Source organism: Leptolyngbya subtilissima AS-A7 (assembly GCF_039962255.1).
In the GTDB taxonomy this organism is placed as follows: domain Bacteria; phylum Cyanobacteriota; class Cyanobacteriia; order Phormidesmidales; family Phormidesmidaceae; genus Nodosilinea.
This window is the reverse complement of the sequence record NZ_JAMPKY010000006.1, coordinates 79,831-98,357: the sequence shown is the minus strand read 5'-3', so window position 1 is coordinate 98,357 and position 18,527 is coordinate 79,831. Positions and strand designations below refer to the sequence as shown.

20 protein-coding genes are annotated in these 18,527 nt (G+C 56.2%); 10 read left to right on the top strand and 10 right to left on the bottom strand.

What is annotated here, in order from left to right:
• Positions 1-96: 96 nt before the first annotated feature.
• Together groL and groES are read right to left on the bottom strand one after the other, a co-directional pair.
• Positions 97-1,728, bottom strand: coding sequence for a chaperonin GroEL (gene groL, locus NC979_RS14195; protein WP_190515021.1), 1,632 nt, complete (start codon positions 1,726-1,728; stop codon positions 97-99).
• Between the two features lie 198 nt (positions 1,729-1,926).
• Positions 1,927-2,238 carry a co-chaperone GroES gene (groES, locus tag NC979_RS14190; RefSeq protein WP_190515018.1) on the bottom strand — a complete coding sequence of 104 codons (312 nt, stop codon included), beginning with the start codon at positions 2,236-2,238 and terminating at the stop codon, positions 1,927-1,929.
• 196 nt (positions 2,239-2,434) lie between these two features.
• Here groES and NC979_RS14185 point away from each other — a divergent pair, with 196 nt between their 5' ends.
• Together NC979_RS14185 and NC979_RS14180 are read left to right on the top strand one after the other, a co-directional pair.
• Positions 2,435-3,328 carry a DMT family transporter gene (locus NC979_RS14185; protein ID WP_190515016.1) on the top strand — a complete coding sequence of 298 codons (894 nt, stop codon included), beginning with the start codon at positions 2,435-2,437 and terminating at the stop codon, positions 3,326-3,328.
• A 72-nt stretch (positions 3,329-3,400) separates the two neighbouring features.
• A complete protein-coding gene (locus tag NC979_RS14180) occupies positions 3,401-4,879 on the top strand; it encodes an SGNH/GDSL hydrolase family protein (RefSeq protein ID WP_190515013.1) in 1,479 nt (492 codons plus the stop codon).
• Between the two features lie 141 nt (positions 4,880-5,020).
• Here NC979_RS14180 and NC979_RS14175 read toward each other — a convergent pair whose 3' ends face one another.
• Complete coding sequence (locus tag NC979_RS14175) at positions 5,021-5,227, bottom strand: hypothetical protein (RefSeq protein ID WP_190515012.1); 207 nt, start codon at positions 5,225-5,227, stop codon at positions 5,021-5,023.
• A 349-nt stretch (positions 5,228-5,576) separates the two neighbouring features.
• On the opposite strand from NC979_RS14175, the gene NC979_RS14170 reads away from it, so the two are divergent.
• Positions 5,577-7,490: a putative bifunctional diguanylate cyclase/phosphodiesterase gene (locus tag NC979_RS14170; RefSeq protein ID WP_190515011.1), complete on the top strand. Its 1,914-nt coding sequence runs from the start codon at positions 5,577-5,579 to the stop codon at positions 7,488-7,490.
• Positions 7,491-7,624: 134 nt separating this feature from the next.
• Complete coding sequence (locus NC979_RS14165; protein ID WP_190515010.1) at positions 7,625-8,914, top strand: Glu/Leu/Phe/Val family dehydrogenase; 1,290 nt, start codon at positions 7,625-7,627, stop codon at positions 8,912-8,914.
• A gap of 22 nt (positions 8,915-8,936) precedes the next feature.
• Here NC979_RS14165 and NC979_RS14160 read toward each other — a convergent pair whose 3' ends face one another.
• Entirely contained in the window at positions 8,937-9,680 is a 744-nt protein-coding gene (locus tag NC979_RS14160; protein ID WP_190515009.1) for an SDR family oxidoreductase, read from the bottom strand.
• A gap of 116 nt (positions 9,681-9,796) precedes the next feature.
• Between NC979_RS14160 and NC979_RS14155 the strand changes: the two genes are divergently transcribed.
• Complete coding sequence (locus NC979_RS14155; RefSeq protein ID WP_190515008.1) at positions 9,797-10,132, top strand: winged helix-turn-helix transcriptional regulator; 336 nt, start codon at positions 9,797-9,799, stop codon at positions 10,130-10,132.
• Between the two features lie 96 nt (positions 10,133-10,228).
• Here NC979_RS14155 and NC979_RS14150 read toward each other — a convergent pair whose 3' ends face one another.
• Complete coding sequence (locus NC979_RS14150) at positions 10,229-10,837, bottom strand: flavodoxin family protein (RefSeq protein WP_190515007.1); 609 nt, start codon at positions 10,835-10,837, stop codon at positions 10,229-10,231.
• 178 nt (positions 10,838-11,015) lie between these two features.
• Here NC979_RS14150 and NC979_RS14145 point away from each other — a divergent pair, with 178 nt between their 5' ends.
• On the top strand, positions 11,016-11,405 hold the full coding sequence (locus NC979_RS14145) for a winged helix-turn-helix transcriptional regulator (protein ID WP_190515006.1): 390 nt from the start codon (positions 11,016-11,018) through the stop codon (positions 11,403-11,405).
• On the opposite strand, the gene aat is transcribed toward NC979_RS14145, so the two are convergent.
• The gene (gene aat, locus NC979_RS14140; RefSeq protein ID WP_313887290.1) at positions 11,379-11,966 is read right to left on the bottom strand and encodes a leucyl/phenylalanyl-tRNA--protein transferase; all 588 of its coding nucleotides are present in this window, start codon (positions 11,964-11,966) and stop codon (positions 11,379-11,381) included. The two genes, NC979_RS14145 and aat, sit on opposite strands and share 27 nt — an antisense overlap.
• Before the next feature lie 138 nt (positions 11,967-12,104).
• Between aat and NC979_RS14135 the strand changes: the two genes are divergently transcribed.
• Complete coding sequence (locus NC979_RS14135) at positions 12,105-12,503, top strand: DUF8822 family protein (RefSeq protein WP_190515005.1); 399 nt, start codon at positions 12,105-12,107, stop codon at positions 12,501-12,503.
• 30 nt (positions 12,504-12,533) lie between these two features.
• Positions 12,534-13,109, top strand: coding sequence for a Uma2 family endonuclease (locus tag NC979_RS14130; RefSeq protein WP_190515004.1), 576 nt, complete (start codon positions 12,534-12,536; stop codon positions 13,107-13,109).
• Between the two features lie 127 nt (positions 13,110-13,236).
• Here NC979_RS14130 and rpsN read toward each other — a convergent pair whose 3' ends face one another.
• Complete coding sequence (gene rpsN, locus NC979_RS14125) at positions 13,237-13,539, bottom strand: 30S ribosomal protein S14 (protein WP_190515003.1); 303 nt, start codon at positions 13,537-13,539, stop codon at positions 13,237-13,239.
• A 357-nt stretch (positions 13,540-13,896) separates the two neighbouring features.
• On the opposite strand from rpsN, the gene NC979_RS14120 reads away from it, so the two are divergent.
• Positions 13,897-14,679: a DUF362 domain-containing protein gene (locus NC979_RS14120; protein WP_190515002.1), complete on the top strand. Its 783-nt coding sequence runs from the start codon at positions 13,897-13,899 to the stop codon at positions 14,677-14,679.
• Here NC979_RS14120 and NC979_RS14115 read toward each other — a convergent pair.
• Positions 14,676-15,119 carry a hypothetical protein gene (locus tag NC979_RS14115; RefSeq protein WP_190515001.1) on the bottom strand — a complete coding sequence of 148 codons (444 nt, stop codon included), beginning with the start codon at positions 15,117-15,119 and terminating at the stop codon, positions 14,676-14,678. The two genes, NC979_RS14120 and NC979_RS14115, sit on opposite strands and share 4 nt — an antisense overlap.
• A 297-nt stretch (positions 15,120-15,416) precedes the next feature.
• Here NC979_RS14115 and dxs point away from each other — a divergent pair, with 297 nt between their 5' ends.
• Entirely contained in the window at positions 15,417-17,324 is a 1,908-nt protein-coding gene (gene dxs / locus NC979_RS14110) for a 1-deoxy-D-xylulose-5-phosphate synthase (RefSeq protein WP_190515000.1), read from the top strand.
• A gap of 60 nt (positions 17,325-17,384) precedes the next feature.
• On the opposite strand, the gene NC979_RS14105 is transcribed toward dxs, so the two are convergent.
• Both NC979_RS14105 and NC979_RS14100 read right to left on the bottom strand, forming a co-directional pair.
• On the bottom strand, positions 17,385-17,795 hold the full coding sequence (locus tag NC979_RS14105; protein ID WP_190514999.1) for an ExbD/TolR family protein: 411 nt from the start codon (positions 17,793-17,795) through the stop codon (positions 17,385-17,387).
• 243 nt (positions 17,796-18,038) lie between these two features.
• Entirely contained in the window at positions 18,039-18,503 is a 465-nt protein-coding gene (locus NC979_RS14100; RefSeq protein ID WP_190514998.1) for a VOC family protein, read from the bottom strand.
• Between the last annotated feature and the right edge of the window lie 24 nt (positions 18,504-18,527).

The following is an 18,527-nucleotide window of genomic DNA, read 5'->3' as shown; positions in this document are numbered from 1 at the left end:
GCTTTTATGTTAGCGGCTTGTTGCTAGAAACCAGATTTTACAAAGTAGCAGCCCTGTGGCATTTTCCTAATCTCGTCTGGTTGCTAACGCAGCCGCTTAGTAGTCGAAGTCGCCGCCCATGCCAGCGCCTGCGGGGGCACCTTCTTTGGGTTCGGGCAGATCGACCACGATGCACTCGGTGGTCAGCACCATACCGGCGATGGAGGCCGCGTTCTGCAGAGCAGAGCGGGTCACCTTCGCGGGGTCAACGATACCGGCGTCAAACATGTCGACGAACTCACCGTTGGCGGCGTTGTAGCCGACGTTGAAGTCCTTCTCTTTGACGCGCTCGGCGATTACGGCACCGTTTTGGCCAGCGTTCTGGGCAATGCGCATCAGAGGAGCGGCCAGGGCACGGGCCACGATCGCAGCCCCAGTGTGCTCTTCAGCGGTGAGGTTGGCTTCGAGCCAGGTGGTGAGGTCGGGCACCAGGTGGGCCAGAGTGGTACCGCCACCGGGGACGATGCCTTCTTCAACAGCTGCCTTGGTGGCGTTGATGGCGTCTTCAAGGCGCAGCTTGCGGTCCTTCATCTCGGTTTCGGTGGCGGCACCGACTTTGATGACGGCGACACCGCCGGAGAGCTTAGCCAGGCGCTCTTGCAGCTTCTCTTTGTCATAGGTCGACTCGGTTTCGTCGATCTGGCGACGAATCTGCTCACAGCGGGCCTTGACATCCTGCTCGTTGCCTTCGGCGACGATGGTGGTGGTGTCTTTGGTAATAGTGAGGCGACGGGCCTGACCCAGCATGTCAAGCTTGGTGTTGTCGAGCTTGAGGCCGGTGTCTTCAGAGATCACCTGACCGCCAGTAAGCACAGCGATGTCTTCGAGCATTGCTTTGCGGCGATCGCCAAACCCAGGCGCTTTCACAGCGGCCACATTCAGCACACCGCGCAGACGGTTGACTACCAGGGTAGCCAGAGCCTCTTTCTCGATGTCTTCGGCAATGATGATCAGGGGACGACCGGAACGAGCGACTTGCTCCAGCACGGGCACTAGATCCTGCACCAGAGCAATTTTCTTGTCGGTGATCAGGATGTAGGGTTCATCCAGCACCGCTTCCATGCGCTCGGTGTCGGTGACGAAGTAGGGGGAGACATAGCCCTTGTCAAAGCGCATCCCTTCGGTGACCTCCAGTTCGGTGGTCATCGACTTGCCTTCTTCTAGTGAGATGACGCCTTCGCGGCCCACTTTCTCCATGGCTTCAGCGATCATGGCGCCCACTTCTTCGTCGTTACCGGCGGAGATGGAACCCACCTGAGCAATGGACTTAGAGTCGCCGACGGGACGGGCGTGCTCAGCAATTTTCTCAACCAGGAAGGCAGTGGCTTTGTCGATGCCACGCTTGAGGGAGATGGCGTTGGCGCCAGCGGCGACGTTGCGCATCCCTTCTTTAACCATGGCGTGGGCCAGGACAGTAGCGGTGGTGGTGCCGTCACCAGCAGCGTCGTTGGTTTTGGAAGCGGCCTGACGAATCAGGGCTACGCCGGTGTTCTCGATGTTGTCTTCGAGTTCAATTTCTTTGGCGATGGTGACGCCGTCATTAACAATCTGAGGAGCGCCAAACTTCTTCTCGAGCACCACGTTGCGGCCTTTGGGACCGAGGGTGACGGCCACGGCCTCAGTCAGAATGTCCATACCTCTTTCGAGGGCGCGACGGGCGTTTTCGTTGTAGACAATGCGCTTAGCCATAGATTCAATGTTCTCCGGGAAGATTTAGGAGTGAATGTGAAAACGTTAAGGGAAGAGAGTTTCAGATGCTAGGAATGAAAGTTTGGAAGCTTAGTCAGTTAGGTGAAGCAGTAGCGAAACCCAACCAAACTCGGCACAGTTAGCAGTGGACACTGCCCACCCTACGGCCAATTCCAAAATTCCAAGTCCAGAATCGGTTTAGCCGAGAACGGCGAGGATGTCTTTCTCAGACAGCAGAACAAACTCGTCGCCGCCCAGCTTGATGTCGGTGCCGGCATACTTGGAATAGAGCACCTTGTCGCCAACTTTGACTTCCAGCGATTGGCGGGTGCCTTTGTCGTCGGTTTTACCGGGGCCTACGGCGGTGATCTCGCCCACCTGAGGCTTTTCCTTGGCGGTGTCAGGTAGCAGAATGCCGCCAGCAGTGGTCTCTTCGGACGCACTTACTTTAATCAAAACTCGATCGGCTAGGGGCTTAACGCTAGATGCCGCCAAAGTGATAGCTGCCATACAATGCTTCTCCGGATTTGCTATTAAGACAGCGTCTGGGGGAGTTAGCACTCGGCCCCGCTCAGACGCATTACACGAACTTTCGAAGCTTAGCACTCGCAAGCTCCGAGTGCTAATTTACGACGCCAGGGGGGCGATCGCAACAAAGCCCCCTGTACGGGTTCCCGAACTGGTTGGCGCTGTGTAGGATTGATCGATGCTCAAACTCAAGGTTTTGCTGCCCATTCTCACCAGCTTTTTGTTTGCGGGCAGCTTTGTGGCGGGCAAATACACTACGGTCGATCTGGGGCCGCTGACTACCTCGCTGCTGCGCTACGTCATTGCTATGGGAGTTTTGGGTCTATTTATCAGCGGCAGTGCCCAGCCGGTTAAAGCCCTCACCGTCGCCCGCGCCGACTGGGGATCGATGGTGCTATTGGGTCTATTTGGGGTGGTGGGTTATCACTATTTTTTCTTTAGCAGCCTGCGCTACACGGCTACGGCTAACACCGCCATTATCAACGCCTTCAATCCAGTGGTGACAGGGGTGATGGCGGCGCTGTTTATTGGTGAGCGGCTGAGCCGCCGCCAGTACGGCGGCATAGCGCTGGCGCTGTTGGGGGTGCTAACCCTGCTGACTCGGGGCAACATTACCACCCTGCTCACCCTAAAACTCAACCGGGGCGATGGGCTGATGCTGTGCGCCGTGCTGTGCTGGGTGGTGTATTCCTTAATCATCAAACAGCTGAGCCAGCGGTATTCGGGATTGACGATTACCTTTTATGCCGCTGTGGCCGGCGTTGGGCAACTCCTAGTACTGGCCTCGTTAGAACGCTGGTGGCTACAGCTGGCGACTCTTTCTTTGGCTTCATCGATCGCCATTCTGTACATGGGTGTGGCAGCGTCGGGTGTGGCCTATCTATTGTTTAACCTCAGCATTCAGCAGGTTGGCCCCACCCGCACCGCCAGCGTCGTCTATAGTTTGGTGCCGATCTTTGTGGCGGGGCTAGCCTGGCTGTTTTTTCGAGAGCCCCTGACGGCGACGATGGTGGCTAGCATGGGGCTAATTTTGCTGGGCGTGAATGTGGTGCTCAGTCAACCTAGACTATGAGTCAGTCAGGTGTGCTATTCGCTACTCTGGGCATAGCTTTTTACTCAACCCACTGCACTTTCTGGAGGCGTTATGGCATCGCTTTTACCGTCTTTTTTGAATCCGTTTCTTACTAGTCTCAATCCCCTTGATATTTTTGGCAGCACCGTTTTAGTCAGTGGCTTTGGCGATGACGTGCTCAATGGCGGCACGGAAGACGAAATTTTAGTAGGCCTCTGGGGCAACAAACAGCTGTTTGGGGCCGAAGGAAATGACTGGCTTTTGGGTGGCCTGGGCAATGATGCTCTCGATGGGGGTTTGGGCAATAACCAGCTCTTTACCGGGCCGGGGCAGGATACCGTGGTGCTCAAAAACGATGGCCGGGTCGATACCGTGGTGGATTTTGCTCCTGGAAGCGATCGCTTTTTGCTGCCAGGGGGCTTGAGTTTTGGGCAGATTGCGATCGCCCAGCAGGGGGCAAACACCACCCTGCGCTACTTGAATCAGCCAGAGCCCAGCGTCATTCTCCTGAATGTGGAAGCGACCAGCCTTACTGCCGAGAATTTTCAAGCCCAGGCGCTGGTGCCCAGCTTTGATGGTCTGACGATCTTTGGCGACAGTCTGTCAGACCCTGGCAACCTGTTTGGGCTGACGGGCTTTTTCCCGCCCTTTCCCTATTCTGAAGGCCGATTTGCGAATGGCGATCTTTGGGTTGATTACCTGGCTAGCGATATCGGACTAGAGCCTGCCGAGGTGGAAAACTTTGCCGTGGGGGGAGCCACCACGGGCCGAGACAACGGCCTCGACCCCCTAATTACCTCGCTCACGGGCACAGAGACTAACCTACCGGGCTTGCTCGACGAAATCGACAGCTATCTGGGCGGCATCGGGGAAGGCGCGGCTGACCCTGACAGTCTTTATGTAGTGTGGGCCGGGGCCAACGATTTGTTTAATTTGCCTAGCGACCCCAATGCAATTCCAGCCTTTTTGGCCAACTCGTTGCAGAACATTGCCACGGCGATTGGCAGCCTAGCGGCGCGGGGGGCCGATACATTTTTAGTGCCTAACCTGCCCAACCTAGGCCTGACGCCCCGCGCCCTGGGTGATGGCACCAGTGCCCAGGCCACGGCGCTCAGCCAGGCGTTTAATGCTGGCTTGGCCAGTACGCTAGAGGCGCTGGAGCAAAGTCTGTCCGCTACGATCGACATTATTCCGGTCGACCTGTTTGGGCTGACCAATGAAATTATTGGGTCTCCAGCGGAGTTCGGTTTTACCAATGTCACTGACCCGCTGCTGAACCAAGGGCTACTTGACGACCCCGGCTACTTCTGGTGGGATCAGCAGCACCCGACTACCACTGTGCACGCGCTGCTGGCAGATGTGTTTCAGACTAGCCTCCTAGAGGCAGGGTACTTGCAGCCCAGTAATGGTGCGATGCCAGCGCTGGCTGCCGATGATTTGGCGCTGTCTGGAGCGGTTGCCCAAAGTGAAACTCTGGGAATCTCCGATTGGGAAAGTAGCTGGGCTGCGACCTCCCTCAGTGCTCTTCAGCCTGCTCCTGCAGTGATTTGAGACTATACATGGTTGGGGCGATCCGACCTGGCCGCCCTTTGGGAACCCAGCCAAACGCCCAGCGGAGACTTGCTCCGCCGGGCGTCATTGGGCTAACTCCAGTTGTGAATGAGCTGGGTTCAGCCGAGGGTTATTGGATGTTTAGTAGCTGTCTTCGCTGCTGACTGTGTGCAGGGCCAGGTCGTGGTTGGCTCGGTTGAGGCGATCGGCGATCGCCCGTCGCCACTTGAGACTAACGGTGTCGTCGGCCAGTAGTGCCTGGGCTTCTTCACGATATAGGGCGCTTTGTACTGTACCGACTTTTTCGAGCTGCTTTAGGTGCTCAAGCACTTCTTGGGGATTGTTCATAACGATAGTCCTTATACATAAGAGGAACCAGGCCAGCCTTGGGGCACCGGACCTGGGTACATGACCCCATTCTCCGGGAACCTACCGATATCGGCCACTGTTCAGGCTGAACCTTTACGCCTCGATAAAGTTTGTTGTGCTTCGCAATAGGACGTTGCACTTAACGCCAGCAGAAATTTACTGGATCGTGCTCTGTAGAAGCCGTGAAGCTAGCTTGAATTGCTCGGCATTTCCCCGGTGAATGTTTTACTTGCCACGAGTTAATAATTGGAGGTTTCCCGTCTTAATGGCCCGGTCAGGCCATAGGCTGAGAATAGGAAAGGGGCACTGTTCTAGGGGAGAGTCAAGCATGGAGACTGCTGCCAATGGCGCGATCGCGGCGGCGTATTTCATTATTCCCCTGACTTTATTGCCGGTGCTGCTAAAGGCCAAGCGCGACATTTGGCTCAATCTGCTGCTGCTGATCCTGTTCATCTTTAGCTGCGGCATCGGCCACACCCTCAGCGCCATGAACCTCCACAACGTCTTCTGGCATTGGGTAACGGCGGGGGTATCTTGGGCGGCGGTCTTAACTTTGCTCACCAGCCAGACCCGGCTGCGCTATCTGGGGGAAACCTTTCACCTGCTAGAGGCCACCTGGGAACAGGCGCTCACCGGCAAGCTGCTCTGCCAGCGTACCGGCGACGACCTGACCATGCTCAAGCTCAACCCCGCCGCCAGGGCGATCACCAAAGATCTGCTCAAGCCGGGCGATCGCCTCTGCGAAAAAATGCCTACCCACCGCGAGCAGGTCTACCCCTATCAAGTTTCGCTAATTGACCTGTATCTGGCGGCCCTGGAGTCGGGTGAGCCCAAGCGGCTTGAATATCAGTACAAGGGCGAAATTTCTGGCTGGTACATGACCCTGGTTACCCCGCTCTCCCCAGACCTGCTCTACATGACCTTTACGGAGGTGAGCGGTGTGATCCACGATCCGCTGACCGGTCTTTACAACCGTCGCGTGCTGGAGATGGAGCTAGAGGCTTGGGAGGTGTGCCTCTTTATCGATCTCGATCGCTTTAAGCTGATCAACGATCAGCGGGGTCACTACCTGGGCGATGAGCTGCTTAAGGCCGTGGCAACGGTGCTGCAAGACCATGCCCAGACCTACAACGGCATTGCGGTGCGCAACGGTGGCGATGAATTTTTGCTGCTGCTACCCGATTCCAATCCGGTTCCACCTGAGCCCTGCCCAATGCCGGTGGCCATTGCCACCAGCGTGCTCGAAGCGATTTTAGCGATCGAAGTCGAAGGGGCCAGCGTCGGGGCTTCCATCGGCGTGGCCAGCGGCACCATCGACGCCTTTGAGGAAGATACCTCGATTAACCGACTGCTCCAGGCCGCCGAAACCGCGTTGCGAGAGGCCAAGCGCAATCGCCGCTCTAACCTACCTCAGCACCGCATTCAGATGTGGAACAGCGACCTGGCCCGGCGAAGACTGCGCCAGATCACCCTCGAAGCCTACCTAGAGCAGCGCAGCAGCGAAGCCGAGTTTTGGCTTGCCTACCAGCCCATCTGCAACATGACCACCGGCGCCATTGTCGGGGCCGAAGCTCTCATCCGGTGGGATTCAGCTCGTCTGGGTAGAGTTTCACCTTCAGAGTTTATCCCTGTGGCCGAAGCGACTGGGCTAGTGCACCGCATTAGCGACTGGGTGCTCTGCCATGCGCTAGAGCAACTGGCCCAGTGGCAGGAAATTGCCCCCCAGTTTACGCTCTCCGTCAACATCAGCCCCCTGGAGCTTGAGGACGACGACTTTTTGGACCGCATCATGCAGCGGGTATCAGGAGCGGGCATTGCTAGCAACCACTTTGGCATCGAAATCACCGAGCGCGGCATCTACAACAACCTCGATCGCTACCTGCAAAGCCTGCAAGGGCTGCGGGATATGTCGCTGCGGCTCAAGGTCGATGATTTTGGTATGGGGCAGTCGGGCCTGGCCCAGCTGTTGCAGTTTCGCTTTGATGAGGTCAAGGTCGATCGCTATTTCATTCCGACCAATGCTCAAAATCTGGAGAAAGTGGCGATCTGCCGGGCGATCGCAAATCTGTCAGAGGGCATCAACTTTAGCTTGGTGGCTGAGGGCATTGAGCAGGCCAGCCAGCGCGACCTCATGCTGTCACTGAACTATGCCTACGGCCAGGGCTATCTATTCTCCCGACCCATGACCGCCCTAAACTTGACGACCCTGCTGCGGGAAGGAACCTGTTTGGCCGCACTGTGAAAGGGCAGGCGAGAAAAACGGTAGCTGACAATACAAAATATTGCTAATTGGCGGAGCCGATTCGCCCTAGCGGCACCTTAGTAACAGCAGCACAATTCGCTGCTCACCAATCCCTTCATCCCTGGTGTTTGTCTATGGCCTCTATTTTGTCTGATGCTAACCGCCGTCTAGAGCGGGCGCTCAAGTACGTTTCGATCTCTGAGGATGCCTCCGAACGGCTGCGCTATCCCAAGGCCAGCCTCACCGTGTCGATTCCGGTGCGAATGGACAACGGCACCCTAAAGGTCTTTCAGGGTTACCGAGTGCGCTACGACGACACGCGCGGCCCCACCAAGGGCGGCATTCGCTTTCACCCCGATGTCAATCTCGACGAGGTCCAGTCGCTAGCGTTTTGGATGACCTTTAAGTGCGCGGCGCTAAATTTGCCCCTGGGTGGAGCTAAAGGCGGCGTCACCGTGAACCCCAAGGAGCTGTCAAAGTTTGAGCTAGAGCGCTTGAGCCGCGGGTACATTGATGCGATCGCCAACTTTATCGGCCCCGATGTCGACGTGCCCGCCCCCGACGTCTACACCAACCCCATGATCATGGGCTGGATGATGGATCAGTACAGCATTATCTGCCGCAAGCTGAGTCCGGCGGTGATTACCGGCAAGCCCCTCAGCATGGGCGGCAGCCAGGGTCGCGATACCGCCACCGGCACCGGAGCCTTTTACGTGCTGCAGGCGATGATGGCCAAGTTTGGCCAGGTGCCGCAAAACACCACCGTTGCCGTGCAGGGGTTCGGCAATGCCGGCAGCGTGATCGCCCGGCTGTTATTCGATGCTGGCTATCGGGTGGTGGCGGTTAGCGACTCCCAAGGCGGCGTGTATTCCCCGTCAGGGCTGGATATTCCTAGCATTCAGCAGTTTAAGACCTCAACTCGCAGCCTCAAAGCGGTGTATTGCGAAGGCACCGTGTGCAACATCGTGAACGATCACTCCGTGGTCACCAACGAAGAACTGCTGGCTTTGGATGTTGATATCTTGATCCCGGCGGCGCTGGAGAATCAAATCACCGCTGAGAATGCCAACAGCATTCAGGCTCGCTATATCTTTGAGGTAGCCAACGGCCCCGTGACTTCCGAGGCCGATCGCATCCTAGAAGACAAAGACATCTACGTCTTCCCCGACATTTTGGTCAACGCGGGCGGGGTCACCGTCAGCTACTTTGAGTGGGTGCAAAACCGTAGCGGTCTCTACTGGTCGGTTGAGGATGTCAACGCTCGCCTCAAAACCATGATGGTGACCGAGGGCGAACGCATTTGGCAAATTGCCCAGGAGCTAGCAATTTCTCCGCGCACTGCTGCCTACGTGCACGCCCTCGATCGCCTGGGCGATGCCCTTAACGCCAAGGGCACCCGCGACTACTACGTCAGCGGCATTTAGACCCAGCGCATGCAGGATAGGCCTACGCTGACTGGGGCAACATCGCCGCCATTGCTTTCTCTAACCCCTTGGGGTCACTGAGCAGTTGGGCGGCGATCGCCTGGGCCTGTTCACCGGGGTAGACATCTTCAAGGCTATCAATGACGGCTTGCAGCGCGGCTTGGGCCACTGTCTCTGGGGCTACCTTGGGCGGCGGAAAATCTTGGCTGCCCTTGGTGTCTACCGTGGCTGGCATGACGCCGACTACCAGAGTGTTTTGCGCCGCCAGCTCGGCCCGCACCCCCTGGGTCAAGATATAGCCCGCTCCTTTAGACGCGCTGTAGGAGGCATTCATGGGAAAATTCACTCGGCCTAAAATGCTCAGCATGTTGACGATCGCACCGCCTCCATTGGCCTTGAGCACAGGTGCAAACGCTCGACACATCGCCAACGTACCAAAATAATTTACCTCCATTTCGGCTCGCGCGGCGGAGAGATCGGGGGCAGAGATAAAGCCTTTGAGTAAGCCTATGCCGGCATTGTTAATCAACAAATTGACATCGCTGCACTGGGCGGCGACAGCCTCTACGGTGGTTTGATCGGTAATATCTAACACTACAGGAATAATGCGGTCTGGGTCGATAGCCACCAAATTATCTAAGCTGCTCAGCTTGCGCGCCCCAGCATAAATTCGGGCTGCACCCAGCGATCGCAGGCTGTCGATATAGTATTGCCCTATACCACCGTTCGCTCCAGTTACCAGTGCTACAGCGTTCTCTACCTGCATGTCAGCGGCCTTTTTTCTAACCCATTTTCACAACGGTATACTGGGTGCCAAGGTTTGCAAAGTACTTACTTTCTCGTAAGTATCTAATCACCGCTGCGATCGGCCAACATTTGACTATGTCAGAGACAACTCCTGAAGGAACAGAGTTTGTTGAAGCAACTCTGAAGGTGCTGGGCGGCAAGTGGAAAATTTTGATTCTCTGGCATTTGCGCGATGAAACAAAGCGGTTTAGTGAGCTAAAGCGCCTCATGCCCGAAGTGAGTGAAAAAGTTTTGACTCAGCAGCTGCGAGAGTTAGAGGGTGACGGCATTGTGCTGCGGGTTTCGCACCTGAGCAAATCACTCAAGGTAGAGTATTCTTTCACCGACTACGGTCGAAGCTTAGTGCCGGTGTTGCAGTCGCTGTGCCAATGGGGAGAAGCGCATTTGGCTCTTTACCGTGCTCCCTCCTGATCGCGACAGGCAGCGTTCTCGGGGTTCGAAAGTCTACCTGTCGTGATATCTCGGCCTTCTTAACCAAAGTTTTCTTGGTATAAAACGTGTCTGAGCCTAAGCCGCAACAGCTACTTTTTGCGAGGTCCAGCGCTCAGCGGCGACGGCGATGCGCTGGCCAAACAACTCAGAGGTGAGGCGATCGCCCGAGTCGAGGGTGGCAGGGCTACTGTCCATCGTCATGGGGCTTTGGCCCATAATCCCTAAAAATGACCCCAAGCGGTTGATGCCGTCGGTTTTGCCCTGATACTGACTGGGCATGTCGGCTGCTCCCACCCACACCATGCCGTGTTGGGCCGCGTTGATGGATAGATACAGCAGCGTGCCCTGCTTGTCGCCGCTGGGAGAACTGGAGTGGGTAAACCCGGCGGCGATTTTGTCCTTCCACTGCTGCACAAACCAAGCCGAGCTAGCCCCGTCGATAAACGCTTTGAACTGGGCCGCTACGCTGCCCATGTAGGTGGGGGAGCCAAACACAATGGCGTCGGCAGCGCTCAGGCGAGCCATAAATGCGTCATCTTGCCAGCGACCAGCCGTGATTTGCCCGCCAGTAATGCGCAGTAGGTCGGCGGTGTGGCCTGCTGTGCGCACTCCGGCGGCGATCGCTTCGGCCATGAGGTGGGTGTGCCCACCCCCAGAAAAATAAACAATTGCGATGGTTGACATAGGGCGGTACGGCGAAAGCTACGCCTAGATACTAAAAGTAACTACTTACTGAAGTAAAGTAGGAACCCCAAAGTAACCAGTGGCTTGCAGGAGGAAGTATTCTGGTAGAAGAGCGGGTTAACGGGTGAAGACCTGCCCACGCCCTGCTCACGTCATTTTGAACCGTCCCCAACCTCCTATGGCCCGATTGACCAACGATCGCAGTCCCTGCCCCGTCAGTGTTTTGATGAACCTGCTGTCAGGGCCCTGGACTATGTACATCATCTGGACGCTTTCTACCAGTGGCCCCACGCGGTTTGGAGCGTTGCGCCGCCAGGTGGAAGGAATCTCAACCAAAATGCTCACTGAGCGCCTGCGGATGCTAGAGCAAGAGGGCATTGTCTACCGCCACTACGAGCCCACTGTGCCGCCCCAGGTGACCTACAGCCTGACGGAGCGCGCGGGCGAACTGGTGACCATTCTCGACCAGCTCAATGGCTTAGCCCAGCGCTGGTACGGCGACTTGTCTAGCTGTGGGTCATCCCAGGTCCAACCAGAGGCGCTAGAGAAAGCTACAGTTTTGCTTTAAGGCTACTTTGAGCTGGCTTTTGTACTCGCGATCGGCGACGACATAAGCCCCAAACCGCTCCAGGTGGGGGTTCATCATTTGGGCATCGAATAGGGCAAAGTGTCGCTGCCGCAGGTGCTCGACCAGCTTGACCATCGCCACCTTAGAGCCCTCAGAAATGCGAAAAAACATTGACTCGCCAATAAACGCGCCGCCAATCACTAGGCCGAGAATGCCGCCCGCCAGCTCATCCCCCTGCCAGGTCTCAAAGCTGTAGGCCCAGCCCGCCTGGTGGAGTTCGGTATAGACCTGTCGGAGTTCGTCTGAGATCCAAGTGGTGTCGCGATCGGCGCAGCCGCTGACTACCTCCTCAAAGGCCTGGTTGATGGCGACTCGAAAGCGGTTTTGGTTGAGCGATCGCCGCAGCGATTTGGGATAGCGAAAGCGATCGTCCAGCGGAATCAGCGTACGCTGGCGGCTAGAGTACCAGCCCAAGTCATCGCCCTCGCCATCGGCCATCAAAAAATACCCTTGGGAGTAACCGCGAACGATGGCGTCTAGGTCGTACTTGATGGAGGTCACAATGGTTTGAGTAGATGGGTGCTCAAGGTGCGGGCAAGTAATGATTTTTGACGCTTATCCGCCTTCACTCTAAGGCAGGAATCTAAGACGGTAGTATTGAGTGTACAAAAGGTTTTCCTGGTTTCCTCACCACTCAAGATGACTGACCCCCTTAGCCCCATTATGCTGCCGCCGCCAGAGGATGCTCAACAGGAGGGGCAGTGGCTAAAGGCAGCGTTGTTGACCTGGCTGAATGCAGAGTATCTGCCGGAACCGGCCAACCGCAAAATCGCCGAGCGTGTTTCGCAGGTGTTTGTCCGCCAGCGCATGGAGGGCGAAAACGATGTCGGCTCGCTAGTGATGGCGATCTTGACTGAGCTGCAAGCCTTCGATTTTTCTGAGAGTTTTTACGGCGAGTTTACCGTCGCCAACGCCGTGGGTGACCTCCTGTTCGATAGCTTGGGGATCGATCGCTGCTGCGGCCGCTCCACTACCCTGGAGGCCAGCCGCGTGGGCAAGCTATCCGATGGCGGCGATACCGAGAGCGAGATTACCTAACCCAAAGCGATCAGTCGTTATCCTAGGGCTATGACTTCACTGACCCTAACCCTCGACCCGGTGGTGCGGCTTACCCGCGAACAGTTCTATGAACTGTGCAAAGTTAACCATGACATTCGCCTTGAACGCAGCAGTACAGGAGATTTAATTCTCATGCCACCCACCGGCTGGGAGTCTGGTCGTCAAAATTCTAAACTCAACTTACGGGTGGGTGCCTGGGCCGAGCAAGATGGCACAGGCTTTGTATTTGACTCTTCCACTGGGTTCTCTCTCCCCAACGGAGCCGATCGCTCGCCCGATGTCGCTTGGGTAGCAAAATCGCGTATTGAAGCTTTGGCCCCAGACCCGGCTAAGTTTTTATCCCTAGCCCCCGATTTTGTGATTGAGTTGCGATCGGCGACGGACAAGCTGGCTACCCTTCAGCACAAGATGGCAGAATATCGCGACTGCGGCGTGCGGCTAGGCTGGCTAATTGATCCTAAAGAGAAACGAGTAGAAATCTACCGCTTGGGGCGACCTCCAGAGTATTTGAGCCAGCCGGAACAGCTTTCTGGAGAAGAGGTTCTGCCCGGTTTTGTGCTGGTGATGGCCGAGATTTGGGGATAGATGGTTACGCAATTTCTATAAATTCCCAAACAAAAAGGTCTTGAGCATTGCTCAAGACCCTTTCGAAAAACAAACTCTAAAGACTTTTACAGAAGCCCTAGGTTGATTCAAAAAGCGAAAGTCTGCCTTACCAGCTTGACTTGACGACTCCGGGCAACATACCCTGGTGAGCCATTTCGCGCAACTTGTTGCGGCACAGACCAAAGTCGCGATAGTAGCCCCGGGGGCGACCGGTCATCCAGCAGCGATTGTGCAGGCGAGTCGGCGCGCTGTTGCGGGGAAGTTGCTGAATTTTGCGGTGGACTGCCACCTTCTCTTGCTGGTTGGCAGCTTTGTCAAACTCTTCTAGCAGAGCCTCACGCTTCTTGGCGTACTGCGCTACCATCTTTTCCCGCTTGCGCTCCCGCGCAATCATGCTTTTCTTAGCCATTTGGTTTCTCTAGCCGTAAGACCTTTTTATCACAGACACAGTCTACTACTATACGCGACTCAACCCAGGAGAGTAAACCCCAGCACCCAGGTTTTTCCCGGCTCTTTTCTCGGTGGCCCCAGGTGGAACTATCTCATGGGTGACTCCACCTATGGAACGGGTTCGGTTTTCTGCCCTCTAAATGGCTGAAATAGCCAACTACATTAGAACGAGAGGATTTTTTATTGCTGAAAGAATTGTTTAGCAGGAGTAACGATGACAAGCTTAATCACCTGGATTTTCTTTGCCTGGGCCATTGGCATTATTGTGGTGCAGTTTATTAGTTAGCAGTTAGCACCCGTACTTCAGTGCAGCCCTATGTCTGTTTTAGCCTCGGTGGTGGCTGCTCCCAGCGATCACTTCCACTATACCCCTCCCGCCTCTGCTCACGCGGCTCAACGCATTCTAGTCAAACCCAATCTGGGCTACCCCGTTGGGCCACCTGTTACCGTCAGCATGGCGGTGCTGCAAGCAGTCATACGAGGGCTTCAGGAATACAGCCCCAGCGCTGAAATCTTCATCGTTGAAGGGGTTTGCTCTAAAGTCTCCTTCGACACCGTGATGGCTAAGCTTGGTGTCCAGCAGCTTTTGTCGACGAAGGTTCAGCTGCTCAATGCCGATGAGCTAGAGCTGGCCGAATACCCTAACCGCTCTCCCAGCCCGGTGCGGTTTAAAACCATATGGGCACCTCAACTGCTGCAAGAGGTCGATTGCTGCCTCTCAGTTAGCGCCTTTAAGCGCACTCAGCTGAAAGGCACACCGCTGATTTCAGCGTCCCTCAAAAACCTCTACGGCCTCTTTCCTAGAGAGAAATACAAAGCCCGTAGCGCCAGTTCACGTGGACAGCTACATCGCCCATCGGTGCCCCTGGTCTTGCAAGATGTCTATTACACCCTGGGCCACTTCTTCGCGGGTGGAGTGGTGGATTGCACCGAAAAGTTCATCAGCCGTGACTGGAAGCCCGATCGCGGCGACGGTGTTCCCATTAGCCAGGTGATCTACGGTGATGACCTGTTAGCGGTAGACAGAACAGCCTGCCAAGTGGGGCAAGAAGATGTCCCCGATTACATCACTGTTCTAGAGCATCAGCGCCAGGGCTAACGAGAAAAAATGAAGGTGGGAGCGACATCCTCTGGACGGTAGCCGGCAGCAATGCATTGGCTCATGGAGTCGGCCACAGCTAAGCTAGCTGCGGTAGCCACGCCCACGACGCAGTCAGAAAACCGCACGGGCAGCACGCTGCGGCGGCAGTTGTTTAGCACGGCGGTAGAGTTGGCGACCTCTAGACCCTGGTGAATGTCGCTGACGCAGGTGGCTAGCTCCTGGGGACGGCGATCGCTCTGGCAGGCCACTAGAGCCTGCTCGGCCTCTACTTCGGTGACACCAATGACGTCAACGGTGCAGCTAGCCAGATCGACGGGGTATAGGGCTTGACCACAGGCCCCGGCGGCATCCGGCCCGGCAATGCCAGCCCCAATTAAGCGGCTGGCGCAGGATTCAAAATCGTTGGCGATCGCTTGAGGGGCAGAGAGGATCACCATGGAAGTTGTCAGCCCTGTGATCAGGGCAAACGGTATTGCAAGGCACTGGCGATGGGTAACAGAAGTTAGAAAGTGAACCATAACAGAACGTTAAAGGTTATATCGCTTGGTTAACGGGCGTAATTAGCGGTTACAGTCTGTTGGTCAATTAATTACAGAGGATTAGTCCTCTAGATTAGCTTGGGCTTCATTGGCTTTAACCAATGCTTGCCCTCCTCAATGTTTCTGGTCGTTGAATCTTCTACAGTGAAGAGTAGCAGGAAAAACTCAATTTCGTGACGCAGAGGTTAAGGCAGTATGCACCTGAGTGACATAACTCACCCCAATCAACTCCACGGTCTATCTATTCGCCAGCTCGAAGACGTGGCCCGCCAGATTCGCGAAAAGCACCTGGAAACCGTGGCGGCCAGCGGTGGGCACTTGGGCCCTGGGCTAGGGGTAGTGGAGCTGACCCTGGCCCTATATCAAACCCTCGACCTCGATCGCGACAAAGTCACCTGGGATGTGGGCCACCAAGCCTATCCCCACAAGCTGATTACCGGCCGCTACCACGACTTTCACACTCTGCGCCAAAAGGATGGGGTGGCGGGCTACCTCAAGCGCAGCGAGAGCACGTTTGACCACTTTGGCGCCGGCCACGCCTCCACCAGTATTTCAGCGGCCTTGGGCATGGCTTTGGCCCGCGATCTGTCCGGCGACAACTACAAGGTGGCTGCCATTATCGGCGACGGTGCGCTGACTGGCGGTATGGCTCTAGAGGCCATCAACCACGCCGGGCACCTGCCCCACACCAACCTGCTGGTGGTGCTCAACGACAACGAAATGTCGATCTCGCCCAACGTCGGGGCAATTCCGCGCTATCTCAACAAAATGCGCCTCAGCCCGCCGGTGCAGTTTCTCACCGACAACCTTGAAGAGCAATTCAAGCACCTGCCCTTCTTAGGTGAGTCGTTGTCTCCTGAGCTCGACCGGGTCAAGGAAGGCATGAAGCGCCTGGCGGTGCCCAAAGTGGGGGCCGTGTTTGAGGAGTTGGGCTTTACCTACATGGGGCCGGTGGATGGCCACAACCTGCAAGAGCTAATCACTACCTTCAAAGAAGCTCATAAGCATACCGGTCCTGTGCTGGTACATGTGGCAACTACCAAGGGCAAGGGCTATGCGATCGCCGAAAAAGACCAGGTCGGCTACCACGCCCAGTCGCCCTTTAACCTCTCCACCGGCAAGGGCATTCCTTCTACCAAGCCCAAGCCTCCCAGCTACTCCAAGGTGTTTGCCGAAACCCTGATCAAGTTGGCTGAAGACAACCCCAAAATTGTCGGCATCACCGCCGCTATGGCCACCGGCACGGGGCTAGACAAGCTTCAGCAGGCACTGCCCAAGCAGTACATTGATGTGGGCATTGCCGAACAGCACGCCATTACCCTGGCCGCTGGTTTGGCCTGCGAAGGCATGCGCCCCGTCGCTGCTATCTATTCCACCTTTCTGCAGCGCGGCTTTGACCAGATTGTTCACGACGTGTGCATTCAAAAGCTGCCGGTGTTCTTCTGCCTTGACCGGGCGGGCATTGTCGGGGCCGACGGGCCAACCCACCAGGGGCTCTACGACATCGCCTACCTGCGTTGCATTCCCAACATTGTGCTGATGGCTCCTAAAGACGAGGCCGAGATGCAGCGGATGATGGTGACCGGGATTGACTACAAAGAGGGTGCGATCGCCATGCGTTACCCCCGAGGTAGCGGCTACGGTGCCCCGCTAATGGAAGAGGGCTGGGAGCCCCTACCTATTGGTGAAGCCGAGGTGCTGCGCCAGGGCGACGATGTGCTGCTGCTGGGCTACGGCTCGATGGTTTACCCCGCCATGCAAACCGCTGAAATTCTTAGCGAGCACGGCATCGAGGCCACTGTGGTCAACGCCCGCTTCGCCAAACCCCTCGACGAGGCGCTGATTTTGCCCCTGGCTCGGGAAATAGGTAAGGTGGTCACCTTCGAAGAGGGCTGCCTAATGGGCGGCTTTGGCTCCGCCGTGGTGGAATCGATCATGGATGCCCAGGTGCAGGCTTCAGTGCTGCGTATCGGCGTACCCGATGTGCTGGTGGATCATGCCTCCCCCGACCAGTCGAAGGCCTCTCTGGGCCTAACTCCGCCCCAGATGGCTGAGCGCATTCTCGCCACCTACCAGGTCGAAAAACCTGCCCTGGTTCGATAACCTGTACAACAAAGTCCCTCAGTGAATCACTCACTGGGGACTGTGTTTTTCGCTGATTTACTATTCAATCGCTAGGGAAACCTGGGCACCGCCCACGGCTCGCATTGGCCCGAGCACTTCGACAATTTGCTGATAGCTCAGCTGATAATCGGCTTTTAAGACAATAACGCCCTGCGGATCTTCAGCGAGATACTGCTGAATTTGCTGGGCCATCGTGGCTGGATCAACGGGCTGCCCTGCTAGGTAAAGCTGCTCTTGTTGGTCTAGTTCAACGATGAGCGGGTCTGGCTGGTCAACGGCGCTGCTGCCCGATTCGGTCGAGGGCAGCTGAACATCGACTGCCTGCTGATTAAACTCAGCCGTCATCGAAATAATGATGAAAAATACCAGGATCGTCATTAAGACGTCCATCATAGGCACGAGGTTGATCTCGGGCAAATCACGTTTGTCAGATTGAGCCTTAAATCGCATGGAGGTCCTTCAGGCGTTACTAGAAGAATAGATGAGTCAAGCGAACTCCAATCCTGACCGCTTAATCATAGCAACCCTTTAGCTGACTCAAGAACTCCTCCATTCACGTTTGACCTAGCGACTGGAACGTTAGGGAGTAGTTGTGCGATCGCACCTTTCAACCGTCTCGTCATGGGGAAACTGGGCAGGGCGAAGGTGGCGATACCAGTCGCATAGCGAGGCGTCCTTCGATGCTTCCATGCTTTAGGTCTCAACCGGGTTGCAGCGAATTTCTACCATAAAGCCGTCGGGGTCGTAAAAGTAGACGCCGCGTCCGGTGGGTCGGGTGACGGGGCCGTGGGCGATCGCAATCCCATTCACCTCCAGGACTGCCAACGCCTGATCGAACTCCGCCGGGGTGATATCAAAGGCCAAATGGTAAGCACGAGTAAAGGATTTCTCGGGATCGGGATCGGGTGGTTCCAAATCGGGGGCACCAAACAAATCGAGAATCAGGCCATCAGGGGTAACAAAGTTGGCGACCTTGCCCGTAGCTACCAGTTCCTTAAGCGTGTCGTCCACTTCATCCCCAGTTAACTCCTTGAGGCCCAGCAGTCCGCCGTAGAAGCGCCGCGAGGCATCCATATCCTTTACATTCAACGCCAGGTGGTGAATGCGGCGCAGTTGACCGGGTAGGAGGGCGGTTAACGTTGCAGGGCTAGTGCTCATAGAACGCGTCCGAGAAAAGAGCGA

Coding starts and splice junctions, on each gene's coding strand:
- NC979_RS14135 (WP_190515005.1), top strand. CDS start 12,105: ATGACTGACCCCCTTAGCCCCATTATGCTGCCGCCGCCAGAGGATGCT.
- groES (WP_190515018.1), bottom strand. CDS start 2,238: ATGGCAGCTATCACTTTGGCGGCATCTAGCGTTAAGCCCCTAGCCGAT.
- NC979_RS14145 (WP_190515006.1), top strand. CDS start 11,016: ATGGCCCGATTGACCAACGATCGCAGTCCCTGCCCCGTCAGTGTTTTG.
- NC979_RS14105 (WP_190514999.1), bottom strand. CDS start 17,795: ATGCGATTTAAGGCTCAATCTGACAAACGTGATTTGCCCGAGATCAAC.
- NC979_RS14130 (WP_190515004.1), top strand. CDS start 12,534: ATGACTTCACTGACCCTAACCCTCGACCCGGTGGTGCGGCTTACCCGC.
- NC979_RS14165 (WP_190515010.1), top strand. CDS start 7,625: ATGGCCTCTATTTTGTCTGATGCTAACCGCCGTCTAGAGCGGGCGCTC.
- dxs (WP_190515000.1), top strand. CDS start 15,417: ATGCACCTGAGTGACATAACTCACCCCAATCAACTCCACGGTCTATCT.
- NC979_RS14115 (WP_190515001.1), bottom strand. CDS start 15,119: ATGGTGATCCTCTCTGCCCCTCAAGCGATCGCCAACGATTTTGAATCC.
- rpsN (WP_190515003.1), bottom strand. CDS start 13,539: ATGGCTAAGAAAAGCATGATTGCGCGGGAGCGCAAGCGGGAAAAGATG.
- groL (WP_190515021.1), bottom strand. CDS start 1,728: ATGGCTAAGCGCATTGTCTACAACGAAAACGCCCGTCGCGCCCTCGAA.
- NC979_RS14160 (WP_190515009.1), bottom strand. CDS start 9,680: ATGCAGGTAGAGAACGCTGTAGCACTGGTAACTGGAGCGAACGGTGGT.
- NC979_RS14120 (WP_190515002.1), top strand. CDS start 13,897: ATGTCTGTTTTAGCCTCGGTGGTGGCTGCTCCCAGCGATCACTTCCAC.
- NC979_RS14180 (WP_190515013.1), top strand. CDS start 3,401: ATGGCATCGCTTTTACCGTCTTTTTTGAATCCGTTTCTTACTAGTCTC.
- NC979_RS14175 (WP_190515012.1), bottom strand. CDS start 5,227: ATGAACAATCCCCAAGAAGTGCTTGAGCACCTAAAGCAGCTCGAAAAA.
- NC979_RS14150 (WP_190515007.1), bottom strand. CDS start 10,837: ATGTCAACCATCGCAATTGTTTATTTTTCTGGGGGTGGGCACACCCAC.
- NC979_RS14185 (WP_190515016.1), top strand. CDS start 2,435: ATGCTCAAACTCAAGGTTTTGCTGCCCATTCTCACCAGCTTTTTGTTT.
- NC979_RS14155 (WP_190515008.1), top strand. CDS start 9,797: ATGTCAGAGACAACTCCTGAAGGAACAGAGTTTGTTGAAGCAACTCTG.
- NC979_RS14170 (WP_190515011.1), top strand. CDS start 5,577: ATGGAGACTGCTGCCAATGGCGCGATCGCGGCGGCGTATTTCATTATT.
- NC979_RS14100 (WP_190514998.1), bottom strand. CDS start 18,503: ATGAGCACTAGCCCTGCAACGTTAACCGCCCTCCTACCCGGTCAACTG.